Genomic DNA, 16,575 nt, shown 5'->3' on the forward strand with positions numbered 1-16,575 from the left:
CATTTCGCGACTGCTAGCCTGTTTTTAACGTATGAAATATAGCATCACACTTTTAATAGTTGCAGGGGCTTTTATACTGCGTGCACAGCCCGCACAAAAGACGTATTGCAACCCGATGGATATAAATTATCGCTACAACTATGAGCAGTTGAATGATAGTATATCCTATCGCTCCGGAGCAGATCCGGTTATCGTAAACCACAAAGGTGAATACTTTTTATTCGTTACGATCTCCGGAGGTTACTGGCATTCGAAAGACCTGGTGAACTGGAAATATATAGTGCCGGATAAGTGGCCGATGGAAGACATGTGCGCCCCGGCTGCAATCTCCGTTCGTGATACGCTATATCTGTTTCAGTCTACATTTGAACAGCGACCAATTTTATTTACAACAACACCAGAAACCGGGAAGCTATATTTCTATAACCGCTGGTTGCCACGTTTGCCAAAAGACATTGGGCCTTGGGACCCTGCATTGTTTTACGATGAAGAACTCGACAAGTGGTATATGTATTGGGGATCTTCCAACGTATATCCCATTTTTGGTAGTGAGTTGGATAAGAAGTACCGCCTCAGGTATAAAGGCAGCTATAAAGAACTTATATATCTGCATCCTGAGGAACATGGATGGGAGCGCTTCGGTCGCGATCATCGCTCTACGATCACGCCGTTTACAGAAGGCGCCTGGATGACAAAACACAATGGAAAATACTATTTGCAATACGGAGCACCCGGCACGGAATATAATGTATATGCGAATGGTGCATATATAGGTGATCATCCGCTCGGCCCTTTTACATATGCACCCTATAATCCTATCTCATACAAGCCAGGTGGATTTGTAACCGGGGCGGGTCATGGTAATACATTTCAGGACAACTATGGTAATTACTGGAACACCGGCACACCCTGGGTTGCTGTGAACTGGAATTTTGAGAGAAGGATCGCGATGTTCCCAACCGGCTTTGATAAGGACGGACAGATGTTTGCCAACACACGGTTTGGTGACCTGCCGCATTATCTGCCGGTGAAGAAGTGGCAAAATAAAGATGAACTCTTCACAGGTTGGATGTTACTGTCTTATAAGAAACCTGCTATAGCATCTTCTTTACTTGATACGTTTAAGGTTGCAAACATTACGGATGAGAACCCACGTACATTCTGGGTGGCAAAGCAAAATAAAGAAGGAGAATCTGTAATCGTTGATTTACAGCGTGAACAACAGGTGCGGGCGGTGCAGGTTAACTTTACAGACTATAAATCAAATATCTACGATGGCTTTGATCAAAAGATCTATACCCAGTTCAGGATTTATACCTCACGTGACGGAAAGCAATGGAACAAAGTTGTTGATCTTACCAATGAAAAACGTGATCGCCCCAATGCATACCTGGAACTTCCAAATGCAGTGCAGGCGCGGTATATAAAGTATGAGCATGTATATGTAGCCTCGCCCAACCTCGCCATCAGCGATATACGTGTATTTGGAAATGGGGATGGAAAAATACCGAAGACACCACTCAAGTTTTCGGCAGTGCGCGATCTTGACACCCGCAATGCTTTTACCAAATGGCAGAAGGTTCCTGGTGCCGTAGGCTATAATATACTTTGGGGCATTGCAAAAGATAAACTATACCAGACATACCAGGTTTTTGCAGATCAACCGGAGTCACTGGAGATTCGGGCGCTGACGAAAGACGTTAGTTATTACTTTGCGATAGAAGCATTCAATGAGAATGGTGTTTCAAAAATGAGCGAAGCTATATTTGTGAAATAACGAAAATATATCCGCAGAACGCACAGATTAGCGTAGACGAAATACAAGTGTGTATTTTAAATCTGCGTTAATCTGCGAACTCTGCGGGATAAAAACTATTTGACTGTCACAGCCCCTGAAGCCTTCATCGCCTGATTCGCTTCTGCCGGTAACTTCCAGTTCTGATCAAAGTAACCTTCCGATATAACACCACCCGTAGTCCCTTTGAAAAGTATATAGTCCTTGAATTGATTCAGCGCTAGTAATGCAGGAGGCAAGAAAGGCAATGCTCCCGGTTGAGCACCGGTCCACCAGGTTAACCCTGAACTCACGGCAACATAGTGTCCATCGATCGGAAATACATAGAGCAATCCAAAATCATTTGCCGAGGCTGCATTCAATTGTAAAGGAAGACGATCGCTATATTTCTCAATGACTGTGTTGGTTTCTTTCGTGCCAAACAAAACGAGGTTAGCGTCTTTAAGATCACTGGGTCTTACTTCTTTATCCGACATCACCCTTGGGAAAACCATGATGCGTCCGAGAAAAGCATTGCGATAGAAAGACCAGTTCGCAGCTTGTGTAGCGATCTCTGAACGAAGCTTTAACTCTGCCTCGGAAGGATTGCCCGCAGTGCCGTACACATAGACATGCCGTTGTGAAAACACAGCACCAATCGGTCCTTCTGCTCCTGGTTTTTTAGCGGTGGCAGGTAATTCATATTTTGTTGCTGCCCACTTGCCTTGTTGTTCCGTAAAGGAAACAGTTTCAGCGGCAGATGTTTTTACTTTCTTTCCATTGATGGTGACTTGCAATGCTTGTGCTGCATTGAATTTCGGATGACCTTTCAGTTGTAATGTGAAAGCTGTAAGATTTGTTGTTTTAATCTCCAACTGATTTGGTGCTGTAAACTTTGCATCTATAGTCGCCAGTGTACCCGGAGTCAGCTGATCAAAATGTACCCAATAGGCACTGCTATATTTATAGTTCTTTGAATTGAAGAGAACACGATCCGGAAATTTATTACGCTTGAACTTACCGAACCATTCAAAGACTGCTTCATCTTTATAAGCATTTTCCCAGCTGTTGTGATTTACACCGGGATACTCCGTATAGGATACATTCACACCAATCTCTTTCAAACGTTTCGTCCAGTCACGGGATACTGTAACCGGAACTGCAGCGTCCTGATCACCATGATGAAAAAACATCGGAAGGTTTAACGCATTGGGAGCGAGTTCATCTGTACCCTTCGGAGGCGCGGGACATACCGGAAATAAAGCTGCCCATATATCAGGACGCGTGAGGCCAATCCACAATGTGCCACCACCGCCCATGGATAAACCCGTCAGATATATACGATCTTCATCAATAGAGAAACGGCTTTTTACATCGGCGAGTACATCATATACATCTTTCTCTGCCACACCTTGATAGCCCATGGTACCTCTCACATACGGTGATGCCACTATATATTCTACATCTTTCCATTCGGGAAAATAGCGCGTTGCTTCAACATCGTTTTCTCCATTCGCATTACTTTTTCCAAATACTCTGCGCAACGATAGCCTGTGATTCGAGCCTGCACCATGCAGCATTACTACTAATGGATATTTTTTGTTTTCATCATAATTTTTTGGAAGATATAATCCGTAAGGTTGTTCTGTATCATCTACATCTGAAAAGAATGTTAATACCTGAGGACCACTTTTAAGTTTCTGTGCAGTTGCTGTCATTGCTGTTGCCACGAAGAGCAGTAAAATTAAACGCATTGTTTTCATTGCATTTTCTGGGTTGGTTGATTTGTTATTGAATGTTACACATTTATACCACTACTATCAATCTTTTTTATGTAAAGCATAGTATAAAATTAAAGCCCGGAACAACCCGGGCCCTAACAACCTGTAAACTATTATATTTAATAATGAAGTCCATGTCCGAACTTATATAGCGGATCTTTGGAATCGTATGGAACATCTTCCTTCTGATTGCGAACAGCGTCCATGGAAGAAGGTAATTCGAAAGGTAACTTGCCTTCGGGTTTTGCTTTTCCAAACAGAACATCCAGCACAGCATTATCACTCGCTCCAAAATCTGCTACTAAACCTTTTGCTTTCTCGCTGATCTCGGGAATCACTGCAGGACGATCAAGGTAAATATCAACAATGGTAGGAACTGTTTTCAGTAACATCAATATACTGTCCTTCTGTGTCCCTTTAAAATCGAGATCACCATGGTGAAAACCACGCGCAAAGAAATTTTTTGTCTCCACAGGATACCATGGAGTATTCAGCCTTACAATCGCTATATCTGCTTGTTCAGGTTTTGAAACGACTTCACCGTATTGCGCCGCTACCGTTGGATTTATATTCTTAATATATATTTTAAGTTTACCCGCTTCGAGTGGAAGAATATTCTTGCCCTTCGCCGCTGAATTTTTTAGCAATGTGATGGCCCTGCGTTGGGCGTCTTCACCCGCTTTTTTAAACTCATCTTTACCGACTACAGCCATAGCGTTCTCAACATCTATATAGGGATCTTCAAAAAGTCCCAATTCAAATTTCTGGCGAAGCAAGCGTCTCACAGATTGATCGATTCGAGCTTCTGTAAGTTTGCCATCTTTTACAAGCTTGATAACATGCTCGGGACAATTCTCGCCACCGAACTGATCAACGCCGGCATTGAGAACCTTTAATACTCTTTCTTCTTCCGATAATTTTTCAACACCCCATGCACGAGCAGGCCATACTATATCGCCCATCTTTGCATCCGTGATCAATCCCCAGTCTGTGCAAACCACACCATCAAATTTATACTTGTCACGTAGCAATCCCGTAATAATATCTTTGTTGAAAGAGAACGCAACATTCTCGTTTGTCTGGTCAACCGGCACACCATAGTACGGCATGATCGCAGCGGTTTTAGCTTCGAACGCTGCTTCAAAGGGAATCAAATGATAATTGAAATTCTTTCCCGGATATACCTGTCCTTTTTGAAATTCGAAATGCGGATCAAGACCTTCTTTCTGGGGACCACCACCCGAGAAATGTTTTGTCATGCAGGCAACACCATTTGAATCCAGTGTAGTACCTTGAAAACCCTTGATATAGGCCTTGATAAGTTTGGCCGACAACTGCGCATCTTCACCAAAGGTACCGCTGATGCGTGGCCACCGCGGCTCTGTCGCAAGGTCGGCCATGGGATGTAAAGCTTCGCGTATACCCACTGCTATATATTCCTGCCGCGCTATATCTGCATGTTGCTCCATTAGCTTTTCATCTCCTATAGCGGCAAAACCAAGCTGCTCAGGCCATTGTGAAAAGTCATTGGCGGTCATTGAAAATATATTGTTGCTGAAAGCATTGCGTGGATCAGAGGCAATTGTCACGGGTATACCCAGTCGTGTTTTTTCCTCTGCAAATTTCTGAAGGTTGTTATACCAGGTGGCCAGCGCTCTCTTCTCCGGCACAGCCCACACGTTGAAGTGCGTCATATACTTTTCTGTCATCAGCTTGGGTGCTATAGGAGCGAAGGCAAACATACCTTCTCCCGGTCTGTCATCCAGCGATCCATCGCTATTGATCCGTGTTCCATTGATGAACAGCATGCCAGCTTTTTCTTCCAGCGTCATCTGTTTCAGCAAATCATCAATACGGTTATCGACAGATTCGTGCGAATCTTCATACACATCAAGTTTACCATTCTTGTTCAAGTCCCGGAAGGGCGTATTATCAGAGCAGGCCGACATCACCGTAAAGGCTATTGCCGAACTGTAAAACAGTTTTAAAGGGTTTATCATAGCGTCTGGTTATTGTGTTATGCGTACACAATGATATACAATATTCAATGTGTTTTCAATACACATTGAACCGTTTAATGAAAGATTTCAGAGCATCGCAAAAAAAATGATGGCTAATCGCGATATTTGGGCGACTATGGATAGAGAAAAGCAACTTCGGGATTTCTTGCTAAACGGTGATAAGATCTACGTGCCACGCGTTTCAGTAGATTGTGTGATCTTCGGATTTCATGAAGATCAACTGAAGGTGTTGCTGCTCCGGTGGAAAGATGGCCGTTGGTGTTTACCCGGTGGATTTGTAAAGTGGGATGAATCCGTAGACGAATCTGCGGTGCGCACGTTACAGGAGCGTACAGCATTACGCAATATATACCTGCAGCAGTTTCATACATTTGGAGCACCGAATCGTGAGCGTGGTAAAAAATTTAAAGATATACCGGACACAAAAAAAAGCTGGATGCGCGAGCGGTTTGTCTCCGTAGGATATTATGCCCTTGTAGAATTCTCGAAGGTGAGTCCGCGACCCGATTGGCTTAGTGATGAATGTAAGTGGTACGATATCCATAAAGTACCCGCGTTGATATATGACCATAATGAAATGGTGGAAAAGGCACTTGAAACATTGCGCATCCGCCTGAATGATTACCCTGTAGGATATAATTTACTCCACGAGAAGTTTACAATGCCTGAACTTCAGCGGCTATATGAAACGATTCTCGATCAACCACTCGACCGGAGGAATTTTCAAAAGAAGATGTTGAGTCTGGGTATACTCGAACGGTTAAAGGAACGCAAGACCGGAGGCGCACACAAGGCGCCCTATCTATATCGTTTTGATAAAAAGAAATATGAACGCGCTATGAAGCAGGGTTTGAAGTTAGGCTTTTAAGTATAGCACCGATGCCCGGATCGAAAGTATATAGTGCAGTGAAAACGATTTTTATACATTGACTAAAGATTTAAACTGTATCTTGAAGGTCATTTACAATATATATATATGGTGTTACTTCGATCTTTCATCACAGTTTTTTTTATAGTCTTCATGTCTGTTCAGGCACAGGCAACATGGTCTATCATCATTATAGATTCAAAAACAGGAACCATTGGTACAGCGGGTGCATCGTGTTCTCCAAACTGTTATGGTATAGGGAGGATCATTCCCGGCAAGGGTGCTATCATTGTTCAGGCCATGAGTAATAATGAGGCTAGGGCAAAGGGTATACAAATGATGTTGGCGAATGCATCACCTGAAGAAATCATACAAGCGTTGCGCGATCCTTCCTTTGATCCGGAGAGACAACAATATGCTGTTGTTACGATGGACATTATAAACCCTGCAACCTATACGGGCGATTCTACGCATGCGTATGGTGGTGCATTGACCGCTCCCGGTATATCTGTGCAAGGCAATACATTAACCGGTGAACAGGTTTTGAAAGATGTAATGGCAGCAGTGATTGCTGGTCAAAAGGAATCGCTGAGTATCGATTTGATCTTGATGCAGGCGTTGGAGGCCGGATCAAATGCCGGAGGCGATAAACGATGTGGTGAACAACGTGCTACGAGTGCATTTATCACGGTATATAAAAAGGATGATCACGCAAAGAAACCTTCTCTGAATTTAAATACATTCGGGCAGTATAAAGGTGGTCCTAACGCAGTGATATTGCTTCGGAAAAGATACGATAAATGGAAAGCTAAGAATTCTATAGATTGATATACAAATGTATATCGTAAGTGAAGCGAGGTATTGGATGATCAGCGAACGCGAAATGCAAAGCCGGGTGGAGTGACTTTACACTTCGTGTTCCTGCATGTAATTGATCAGATCAATTTCGTCCGGAGTGAATTTATCTTGATCCTTCATGTTCTTTGATTCGATGAAGTCTTCCAGGCAAACGTAGAATCTGAGTCTGTATTTCCAGATCAGCTTGCTGCCGATAGCTTCTTTAAATTCCCGAACATCGATTTCGTCATCAACCCAATACATGTCATGTACATCCTTGTCGGAAGTACCACCGGTGTAGCCTGGCATAAAGTTGAGACGTGAGTGCTCAAGCTTTTTCATGACTTCATTTCTGAAGTCTGACTTTCCTGTGATATATAATGTTGTCCAGTTCATTTTCTTAGTGATAAAATTGTACACAGCGTTTAAGTTTAAAAGATTGTTTGGCGCTTGGTCCAAGTTCACTACAATCTTTTGTGCGGGGTATATATCTCTCTGTTAGTAACATCGGTTAAAAAATCCCTACACTTAACCATACGCAAAGAAAACACTTAAGGTTCGCATTGTGCAGTGAAACTTTTAACATTTTATTACACCTGACAATCGAAATCGTGTGAAGCGCGAAATATATTTTTGTCGGATATGTTTCAAGTGTCATCAACACCCATTGAATGATTAACAACTCCCAGCTGATGATCGTCCAATCTCTCAAGGGTATCGCCTGGTATGTTGAATCGCATGGAGTAGACCTGATAATTTTGCGTGAACTATATATTTACTCACTCAAAGTCCTATCTGCGAAAGTATCTTATTGTATTCTTTTAAAACGTATAATTTTAATTTGGAGAATGACTGTTGTACCTGGTTTAGTGTTGCTCCGTGTATGTGTGTACTAAAGTGGCAACCTTCGGTAAGTGAAACCAGTTACAACGGGATAGGTACTGTTTTTTTTGGGTGTAGACATTATAACCTTGCGGAAGAAATGTACTGGTAAGCGATGGTTTTATTGGTACGCAGGAAGACTGCCAATTTCATGGTGGACGTGGCTTTCAAATTCTAAATGCTATAATTCGCTTCGGATTCATGAGCGGCAATTCACATAAATGTAATACAGGGGGCGGATAGCATGATACATGCATTTCAGTATCTTTACTTAAATCTACCCTTATGAACTCGAAGCGCATTATAAGAATCACCTTCCCGATCCTGCTGTTGTTGGCCCTTTATTTTCTCGGCCCCGAGCCTAAAACTCCTGTGTTTAACCTTACGCTGCCACAGGCACCTGCCAGCCCTCTGGCATTAGAGCAGTATGTGGCAACGGCTGAAGCACAGCATAAAATAAAACCTGGCAACGAAGCAGAGATCGTGTGGCATGACAGTACCCGTCAAAAAACTGAATATGCTATAGTATACCTGCACGGATTTTCTGCCAGCAAAATGGAGGGGTTTCCGACACACCAGAAATTCGCGAAGACCTTTGGCTGTAATCTATATTTATCGCGGTTGGCCGATCACGGTATCGATACAACGGATGCGTTGGTGAACTTCACCCCTGACAGACTCTGGGAGAGCGCCAAGCAAGCGTTGGCCATCGGCAAGCAGCTTGGCAATAAGGTAATTCTGGTAAGTACATCTACAGGCGGTACGTTGGCGTTGAAGCTGGCCGCAGAGTATCCTGACGATGTGCATGCGCTGATCAATATGTCACCTAACGTTGCTATTAACAATGGTGCCGCGTTTTTACTGAACGATCCCTGGGGACTATATATCGTACGATTGGTGAAAGGCGGGAAATACAGTATATCCACGGAAGACACTGAAGAGGAATCGAAATACTGGTATAGCAAATACCGACTCGAGGCTACACCACAATTAGAAGAATTGGTAGAGAGTACAATGGTGAAGGAGACTTTTGAAAAGATCAAGCAACCTTGCCTCACGCTGTATTATTTTAAGAATGAACAGGAGCAGGACCCTCAGGTGAAGGTGAGCGCGATGCTGGATATGAATGATAAACTGAGTACGCCTGCTGATCTCAAGCAAGCTATACCTTTCCCCGATGCAGGTGGTCACGTGATAGGCTCATCACTTACGAATAAGCATTATGAGGAAATATACCAAGCAATAGAAAAATTTGCTGTCGAGAAGCTGGGGATGAAGAAGATTTAGTTTTACTTGTCCTACACCGGTTGTCTACAGAAAACAGGTGTAGGACAGTAAACATTAATTGATTTTATCGATGTGAGTTTTTCCGAAGATCAATCCTCTGCTCACCTGAGCATCTCCGTTGTAAGAAACCCGTGACTCTCCAAAGGAATTTACACGAAGCTCGTCTTGTGTGCTAAGTTTAATCTTACTTTCTCCATATATATTCGTAATGGTTGAGAAGCTTTTCAATGCTTGCGTGTCAATTTTGTTTTCACCAAAAAGTCTATATTTCTGATACTCTGCTGTGCCGCCCTTTATCTTTAATTCATTCTCACCATAGAGACTCGTCTTCAGGTATTCAGCTTTCATGCCCGCCAGCGTTATTTCATTTTGTCCATAAGCTTTAAGTTTAAATTTCTTGGCCTTCAACTCACTGTTACAGGTAAGCTCCTGTGTTCCGCGGATCTCCAGGTGTTTTAACTGTTTGTAGGTAACGTAGGCAGTAACATTTGCATGGCGGTATATACTTTCCTTACCATGAAGGTTAGCGCGCTCCAGCTTGTCCACCACCTTGGCATCTTCCAGGTATAGATGAAGTGTTTTACCCTTTACTTCGATATTTATTTTATCCTGCGATACATTTGAATATACCAGGCGGATACCTTCATGATCGCCTTCTTCGAGGATAAGATTGATTTTCGGAGAAGCAATGACCTTGTTAAAGGAGCGGAGATCTTTCGTGATTTCTTCCTGCGCGAATGAAGCGGTTGCCATCGCGAGCAGAAGAATGAAGAGCGAGGAGACTTTTATATTTTTCATAAATCAGTGTGTTGTTTCCATTCAGACAACCTGTACGGGATTTACCCCTATGCTGTTATCAAAGTTATGTTAACGGAATTTTTGTGTTGCAGATTGTTCCGATCAACGATTAACTTGTAACACTCAACGATTATTCATCCCGTAAGGAATTAACAGGATTACCCTGCGAAGCCCGCCATGCTCGGAAACTTACCGAGAAGAAAGCGATGACAAACGTTGTAATGGCTGCTACAATGAAAACCCACCACGGTGGTTCGATGTGATAGGCAAACTGCTTTAGCCAGAGGTGCATCAACCATCCGCTCACGGGCCATGCAAGAAGATTCGCGATCAGCACAAGTTTTAAAAAATCTTTGTTCAGTAAACGGATGATGCTGTGCTCTGTTGCTCCCATTACTTTTCTGATGCCGATCTCTTTAGTCCGTTGTTCCGCCATAAAGTTCGCGAGGCCAATCAGCCCGAGGCACGCGATGAAGATGGCGAGCAACGTAAACAACATAAAGGTCTGTCCAATGCGTTTTTCGGTCTGATGTTTCTTTTCAAAATTCCGGTCGAGGAAAGTATATTCGAAGGGAGCTTCGGGCGAATACTTTTTCCAAAGACTGCGAATGGTGTCAAGTGTCTGGTCCATTTTATCTCCGCGAATGCGAATTCCCATTTCCCAGTTCGGTTGCTTCCCCAATACAATCGCCATGGGTTGAATGGGATCTTTCAGCGATTGAAAATTAAAATCCTGCATGATACCGATGACTTCATGCTCGATCGCTTTTTCATGACCACCATATATACTCCACAGTGTTTTTCCGGCCAACGTTTTCATTCCTAATTTTTCTGCGGCAGTTTCATTGAGGATTACAGCCGTAGAGTCGGATCGAAATTCAGGAGAGAAAAATCGCCCGGTGATCATTTTATACTTCATCGTACGGAGATGATCGTAATCCATCTCGTATACATTCAACATATAGTCGCGTGCCGGTTCTGCTGTGCTGAATACAAATTGCCAGTCAATATTCGGAGGGAGGCGGTTGCAGTAGCTCGCCGCGAGGATAGATTTATGCTTTAGTAATTCCTTTTTGAAAGTCGCTCCGTTGTCACCGAGGTTCCGGGTATGAAGCAGATTTACTATATTGTTTTTATCAAACCCCAGACTGGCCTGATGTATATATTTTAATTGCTGATATACCACCAGCGTAGCGATGATGAGTCCCGCAGAAATAAAGAACTGAAAAACTACCAATACATTCCGGATACCATAGCTGCGCATGCGAGAACGAATTCTTCCCTTCATCACTTCGATAGGAGAGAACATCGTCAGATAAAAGGCAGGATAGCTTCCGGCCAGTAAGCCTACAATGATTGCAAAGAGTGGCAGTCCCAACAGAAATGTAGGCGAGAGAATCACACGCATGCTGAGCTGCTTGTCTGCAAGTATATTAAATGGTAATAGCAGAATGCTGACGATAAACAACGCCAGCAGCATAGCGATGAGGATGTAAAAGAATGACTCCAGCATGAATTGTCCTACCAGGCGCGAGGTTGCAGCGCCCACCGTTTTGCGTACGCCCACTTCTTTCGCACGACTTGCTGAACGTGCCGTAGAGAGGTTCATGAAGTTGATGCAGGCAAGCAGCGTTATAAATATAGCGATTGATCCAAATAGGTATATATACTGTATATTTCCGTTGTGCTCAATTTCATCCGTGAAGTAAGAATGCAGGTGAATGCTTAATAATGGTTGTGTAAAAAAGCTGAGTTCATTTCCCTGGTCTTTGAATTTATCAATGTTTACTCTTCGTAATTCTTCGAGCTCCGGATCTATATATTGCTTTACAAATGTGTGGAGCTTATCCTGTACGGGGGCGATGGACGCTTCCGGTTTTAATTTCAGGTAAGTAATGGCGCGGCCGGTTACCCAGCTTGCGCTATGGATCTCATCCCAGGAAGCAAGCGAAAGAATGAACGTAAAGTGAAAGTGACTATTCCGTGGCGGGTCAGCAGCTATAACACTCACGCGTACGGTATACCCTTGTGCGATCACGATGGTTTTACCAATGGGAGTTTTATCACCAGCACCTTTATAATCGAAATAGCGCCTGGCAGCAGATTCTGTGATCACCACCTTTCGCATTCCGTGTAGCACGCTGTCGGCATTGCCTTCGATAAGTTTGAATTGGAAGAAGTGAAAGAAATTGGAGTCGGCCAGCAACAGGTTCGGTTCCGTGAAAGCCCGGTCTTCGTAGCGCACCGGAAACGTAGCCCAGCTTACGAGGCGTGTAGTCGATTCAATAGCATCACTTTCATGTTGAAGGGTCTTTGCAAGTGGAGCACCGGTATATACCGAAAGCGTTTTCTTTCCTTGCAGTATACCACGGAAGCCAACGCGGTATATACGTTTCGCGTCTGGATGAAATGTGTCGTAGCTTAGTTCATCGTAGATATAGAGTACAATCAGAAGGCTGCAGGCTATACCGATAGTGAGACCTGCGATATTAATAAACGAAAAGCCCTTGTGCCGGACCATGTATCGCAACGCTATGGACAAATAACTTCTGATCATACCATTTACGCTGTGAATATACGGCTGATTGATCAGAGTGCATAACGGTCGCGGCCTATCGTCAGATGTATAACCAACGAGAGGCCGAGACATTTACAAACTACTCGCTTCGAAGTGCATCTACCGGATTACTGAGTGCTGCTTTCACAGCTTGGAAACTGATGGTAATTAATGCTATAAGTATAGATGAAGCACCCGCAAGAATAAAAATACCGGCACCAATAGAGATGCTATATTGGAAATCTTTCAGCCATTGGCTCATCACGAAATATGAAATCATGCTGGCAATAATAAATGATATAGCGATGAGCACAACAAATTCTGCTGATAGCTTATAGAAGATTGAGGCATTGCTTGCACCCAATACTTTACGGATGCCGATTTCTTTTCTGCGCTGTTCGGCAGTGAAGGCAGAAAGTGCAAACAATCCCAAGCCTGCAATGATTATGGCCAACGCTGTAAAGTGTGTAAACATATTTGCAAAGGCTTGCTCGTTGCGATATAGATTTGCGAACTGTTCATCAAGGAAAGCATACTCAAACGTTGTTCCCGGATTTACTTTTTTCCACGTCTCTTCAATGAAGGCGATGGTTGCTTTCATGTTTTCTGCTTTTACTTTTACAGCCATAGACGCGTTGTCTTTGTTGTAAAGCATAAACATCGGCTCAAGCTTGTGACGAATGGTGGCGAAATGAAAATCTTTTACGATGCCCACTACCGTATAGGTTGTAAGATCATTTACCGTGGCACCGGATTGCAGACTGATTTTTCTGCCGACAGGATCATTCCATTTAAGAAAACGTGCCATCTCTTCGTTAATGATCATCGATAGAGAATCATCATAGTCCAATGAGAAATTTCTGCCATCAGCGATCGTGATGCCCATGGTAGGGATGAAGTTTTCATCGGCTACCATAATGCTGGAGATGATATTTGTCTCGGCACTGACAGAGCCTTCCGGAAATATATTCGTCCTTCCCAACTGTTGCCCCATACGCGCAGAAGATGTGCCGGCAGAGATTACAGCAGGTTTGCTAAGTAATTCATTTTTAAGCGTAGATGCATTGGCAACGATCTGCCCGTTTTGTTGCAGTGTAATCACTTGCTCGCGGCTATAGCCCAGGTCGGAGGTATATATAAAACGCATCTGCTGGTATACTATACCAGTGCCCACCATGAGTGCAATGGAAATTGTGAACTGTAAAACGACCAGTACTTTTCGCAGGCGGATACCTCCCTCCGAATTTTTAAAGGCTCCTTTCAAAACCAGGATTGGTTTAAAGGATGAGAGGATGAACGCAGGGTATAATCCGGCCAGGATTCCTACCGATAGAACAAGTGCAGTCAGGATTAGTATACTTTGTGGCTGAAGAAGAACGGTCACATCAGCAAAACGCTGATAGGCATTGTTCAACAACGGTACCACTACCAGTACGGCAGCAACAGCAATTACCGCGGCCATGCAGGTGACAAGAATAGACTCGATGAGGTGCTGAGCAATGAGTTGCTGGCGTACAGCACCAATGACTTTACGCATCCCGACTTCTTTTGCACGCCCCGCTGATTTGGCAGTAACCAGGTTCATGAAATTCACGGCCGCAAGAATTAGTATCAATACAGCGATCGTGGAGAGTACATATACATTTAAAACATCAGACTTGTTCGCGTTGGTTTCGAAGAGTATTTCTTTTGATTGGAGGTGTACATCCTGTAAGGGCTGAACCACAGGTGTAAAGAATTGATAGGCGTTGTTCTTTGTACTGATGGCTTTTAGTTTGGTATTCAGCTCCGCTACATTTGCAGGTTTATCCAACAGTAAATACGAGAAGCAGAAAATGCCTTGCCACGTATCAAGTGCCTGTCTTAATCCATCTTCATTTTGCCCGGGTACAAGTGAGTGTAGCAGATCAAATTGCAAGTGCGAATTTTTAGGAAGATCTGCCAGTACAGCCGTAACATTCAGATCCGTATTTTGATTGAGCTTAACCGTTTTGCCAATTGGACTCTCGTCTCCAAAAATCTTTTTAGCGAGCGTTTGTGTGATGACTATAGATCCGGGTTTATCCAGCGCACCCGTTGTGGCGCCATCTACGATCGGAAAATCAAACACTTCAAATACAGAGGGATCTACACGAAAGGCAGCTTCACATTTCAACGGCTTATCATGATAGCTCAAGTCATAGCGGCCACCTCCTGTAAAACGCACACTCTTGACAACCTCCGGCAATTCTTCTTCGGCAGCGGGGGCGAGTCGCGGTTGTGTTACCCCTACAAGTTTACTGCTTACACCTTCAGCGCTATCTATAGTAAGTACCCGAACGATGCGTGCATAGTGCGTGTGAAAAGTGTCGTACGATAAATCTTCAACGATATATAGATAGATCACCATGCTTGCTGCGAGGCCGAACGCGAGACCAATGATCTTGATAAAGGAATATCCTTTTTGCTTCAACAGGTTTCGTAACCCGGAAATGAAATAGCTTTTAAGCATAGGTTGAGATTTGTAAATAGCATTCTGTCAATCCAAATGCCACAAAAAAACCTTGTGAATGGAGAATAGAATGTCCGATTTCCCAGGTTGGGGGATGGACGTTTCTGCACAAATTTGTCCGGTATCGCTCAATCACGGGTGGAAGTGAAGCAGTGGTTGGTTGCTTGATTTGGCCTTGTCATTTGGCATTCATGGAAGCAGATTTTCACGACGTATCAAATTTTCTGTGCGATAAACTCCATTTCAATCAGAGCACTATATTTGGTGAAGATTGTTACAGCGACATGGCCAGAATATACCTCGAAGTATTTATTGAAGCTCCTGTGGAGAGAGTTTTTGATCTGTCGCGAAGTATAGATTTACACATGCAGTCGGCATCTCAAACAAACGAGAAGGCTGTGCGTGGAAAAACTACAGGACTTATCGGATTGAATGAAACCGTAACCTGGCGCGCAAGACACTTCGGTATATACCAATACTTAACGGTAAAGATCACGGATTTCCAAAGTCCGTTTTCATTTACAGATGTAATGTTGAAAGGCGCATTCGCCTCCATGAATCATCGACATACATTTGAAGCGCAGGGGAGCGGAACCAAAATGACTGATGTGTTTGAATTTAGATCTCCCTTCGGATGGATTGGCAGAGCCGTAGATTTTATATACCTGAAAGAATATATGAAGCAGTTTCTGATAGTCAGGAATAACGAAATAAAGCGTGTTGCTGAAAGCGATGCGTGGCAAAAGTTTTTGATAAACTGATAATGAATAAAGTATAGTTAAGGTGAACAGAATTGTTGTTACGCTTAGTATTACATTGCTGTACTGCGTCAATGTTTTGGCACAAGACGGATCGGATATAGTATATTGTAAAATCAATAAATTGAAATCTTCAGATATTGGGAAGGAGGCTCTTCTTGATTTTTACAGACGTTCTTTCCGGGGCATCTATATTGATACCGTTACGATAAATATTCAAAATAAACCTGTAAAATTAATCGAACATCGGGAGGATAATGGTTTTAACAACTGGTTCAACATGCAGTATCTCGAGTCTGTGGAACTTATAGATGGGATGAGAATCAAAGTTACAAAATCAAAGATCACTGCTATTACTTCAGATTCAATTCAAGTGGATAACTATATCCAGTACTACAGCGCATCCAATACTTTGATTGAAAGTAGATCTTCCATAGAGCCCTACCGGTTTAAAAAAAGAATGATCAACGAAATATTAATACATTTAGAATAACTTCCTGATTTCTATTTATAGCTTTAAT

The 16,575-nt window shown here is 43.1% G+C and carries 12 protein-coding genes; 6 read left to right on the top strand and 6 right to left on the bottom strand.

Going from position 1 to position 16,575, the window contains the following annotated elements; translation table 11 throughout:
• Positions 1 to 31: 31 nt before the first annotated feature.
• Entirely contained in the window at positions 32 to 1,777 is a 1,746-nt protein-coding gene (locus tag B5Y40_RS29025) for a family 43 glycosylhydrolase (protein ID WP_079690397.1), read from the top strand.
• Positions 1,778 to 1,872: 95 nt separating this feature from the next.
• On the opposite strand, the gene B5Y40_RS29030 is transcribed toward B5Y40_RS29025, so the two are convergent.
• Together B5Y40_RS29030 and B5Y40_RS29035 are read right to left on the bottom strand one after the other, a co-directional pair.
• Positions 1,873 to 3,537 (bottom strand): carboxylesterase family protein, encoded by a 1,665-nt coding sequence (locus B5Y40_RS29030; RefSeq protein WP_079690398.1) that lies wholly within the window; start codon positions 3,535 to 3,537, stop codon positions 1,873 to 1,875.
• A gap of 137 nt (positions 3,538 to 3,674) precedes the next feature.
• Positions 3,675 to 5,555 (bottom strand): glycoside hydrolase family 3 protein, encoded by a 1,881-nt coding sequence (locus B5Y40_RS29035; protein ID WP_143785988.1) that lies wholly within the window; start codon positions 5,553 to 5,555, stop codon positions 3,675 to 3,677.
• A gap of 136 nt (positions 5,556 to 5,691) precedes the next feature.
• Between B5Y40_RS29035 and B5Y40_RS29040 the strand changes: the two genes are divergently transcribed.
• Both B5Y40_RS29040 and B5Y40_RS29045 read left to right on the top strand, forming a co-directional pair.
• Positions 5,692 to 6,444 (top strand): NUDIX hydrolase, encoded by a 753-nt coding sequence (locus tag B5Y40_RS29040; protein WP_079690466.1) that lies wholly within the window; start codon positions 5,692 to 5,694, stop codon positions 6,442 to 6,444.
• A gap of 108 nt (positions 6,445 to 6,552) precedes the next feature.
• A complete protein-coding gene (locus tag B5Y40_RS29045) occupies positions 6,553 to 7,272 on the top strand; it encodes a DUF1028 domain-containing protein (protein WP_079690400.1) in 720 nt (239 codons plus the stop codon).
• A 78-nt stretch (positions 7,273 to 7,350) separates the two neighbouring features.
• Here B5Y40_RS29045 and B5Y40_RS29050 read toward each other — a convergent pair whose 3' ends face one another.
• Complete coding sequence (locus B5Y40_RS29050; protein WP_079690401.1) at positions 7,351 to 7,677, bottom strand: hypothetical protein; 327 nt, start codon at positions 7,675 to 7,677, stop codon at positions 7,351 to 7,353.
• Between the two features lie 771 nt (positions 7,678 to 8,448).
• Between B5Y40_RS29050 and B5Y40_RS29055 the strand changes: the two genes are divergently transcribed.
• Positions 8,449 to 9,450 carry an alpha/beta hydrolase gene (locus tag B5Y40_RS29055; RefSeq protein WP_079690402.1) on the top strand — a complete coding sequence of 334 codons (1,002 nt, stop codon included), beginning with the start codon at positions 8,449 to 8,451 and terminating at the stop codon, positions 9,448 to 9,450.
• A gap of 54 nt (positions 9,451 to 9,504) precedes the next feature.
• Here the strand turns inward: B5Y40_RS29055 and B5Y40_RS29060 are convergent, their stop codons facing one another.
• The 3 genes from B5Y40_RS29060 to B5Y40_RS29070 all read right to left on the bottom strand — a co-directional run bounded on the left by B5Y40_RS29060 (position 9,505) and on the right by B5Y40_RS29070 (position 15,296).
• On the bottom strand, positions 9,505 to 10,248 hold the full coding sequence (locus B5Y40_RS29060) for a GIN domain-containing protein (RefSeq protein WP_079690403.1): 744 nt from the start codon (positions 10,246 to 10,248) through the stop codon (positions 9,505 to 9,507).
• Between the two features lie 130 nt (positions 10,249 to 10,378).
• Positions 10,379 to 12,805 (bottom strand): ABC transporter permease, encoded by a 2,427-nt coding sequence (locus tag B5Y40_RS29065; RefSeq protein ID WP_159453840.1) that lies wholly within the window; start codon positions 12,803 to 12,805, stop codon positions 10,379 to 10,381.
• 100 nt (positions 12,806 to 12,905) lie between these two features.
• On the bottom strand, positions 12,906 to 15,296 hold the full coding sequence (locus tag B5Y40_RS29070) for an ABC transporter permease (RefSeq protein ID WP_079690405.1): 2,391 nt from the start codon (positions 15,294 to 15,296) through the stop codon (positions 12,906 to 12,908).
• A 284-nt stretch (positions 15,297 to 15,580) separates the two neighbouring features.
• Between B5Y40_RS29070 and B5Y40_RS29075 the strand changes: the two genes are divergently transcribed.
• A complete protein-coding gene (locus B5Y40_RS29075) occupies positions 15,581 to 16,057 on the top strand; it encodes an SRPBCC family protein (protein ID WP_079690467.1) in 477 nt (158 codons plus the stop codon).
• A gap of 22 nt (positions 16,058 to 16,079) precedes the next feature.
• Complete coding sequence (locus B5Y40_RS29080) at positions 16,080 to 16,547, top strand: hypothetical protein (RefSeq protein ID WP_079690406.1); 468 nt, start codon at positions 16,080 to 16,082, stop codon at positions 16,545 to 16,547.
• Positions 16,548 to 16,575: the final 28 nt, after the last annotated feature.

The organism is Ohtaekwangia koreensis (genome assembly GCF_900167975.1).
Taxonomy (GTDB): Bacteria; Bacteroidota; Bacteroidia; order Cytophagales; family Cyclobacteriaceae; genus Ohtaekwangia; species Ohtaekwangia koreensis.

What these genes read in the sequence shown, in the direction of transcription:
- B5Y40_RS29070 (WP_079690405.1), bottom strand. Translation starts at nt 15,296, where the DNA reads ATGCTTAAAAGCTATTTCATTTCCGGGTTACGAAACCTGTTGAAGCAA.
- B5Y40_RS29045 (WP_079690400.1), top strand. Translation starts at nt 6,553, where the DNA reads ATGGTGTTACTTCGATCTTTCATCACAGTTTTTTTTATAGTCTTCATG.
- B5Y40_RS29040 (WP_079690466.1), top strand. Translation starts at nt 5,692, where the DNA reads ATGGATAGAGAAAAGCAACTTCGGGATTTCTTGCTAAACGGTGATAAG.
- B5Y40_RS29035 (WP_143785988.1), bottom strand. Translation starts at nt 5,555, where the DNA reads ATGATAAACCCTTTAAAACTGTTTTACAGTTCGGCAATAGCCTTTACG.
- B5Y40_RS29025 (WP_079690397.1), top strand. Translation starts at nt 32, where the DNA reads ATGAAATATAGCATCACACTTTTAATAGTTGCAGGGGCTTTTATACTG.
- B5Y40_RS29075 (WP_079690467.1), top strand. Translation starts at nt 15,581, where the DNA reads ATGGCCAGAATATACCTCGAAGTATTTATTGAAGCTCCTGTGGAGAGA.
- B5Y40_RS29030 (WP_079690398.1), bottom strand. Translation starts at nt 3,537, where the DNA reads ATGAAAACAATGCGTTTAATTTTACTGCTCTTCGTGGCAACAGCAATG.
- B5Y40_RS29055 (WP_079690402.1), top strand. Translation starts at nt 8,449, where the DNA reads ATGAACTCGAAGCGCATTATAAGAATCACCTTCCCGATCCTGCTGTTG.
- B5Y40_RS29060 (WP_079690403.1), bottom strand. Translation starts at nt 10,248, where the DNA reads ATGAAAAATATAAAAGTCTCCTCGCTCTTCATTCTTCTGCTCGCGATG.
- B5Y40_RS29065 (WP_159453840.1), bottom strand. Translation starts at nt 12,805, where the DNA reads ATGATCAGAAGTTATTTGTCCATAGCGTTGCGATACATGGTCCGGCAC.
- B5Y40_RS29050 (WP_079690401.1), bottom strand. Translation starts at nt 7,677, where the DNA reads ATGAACTGGACAACATTATATATCACAGGAAAGTCAGACTTCAGAAAT.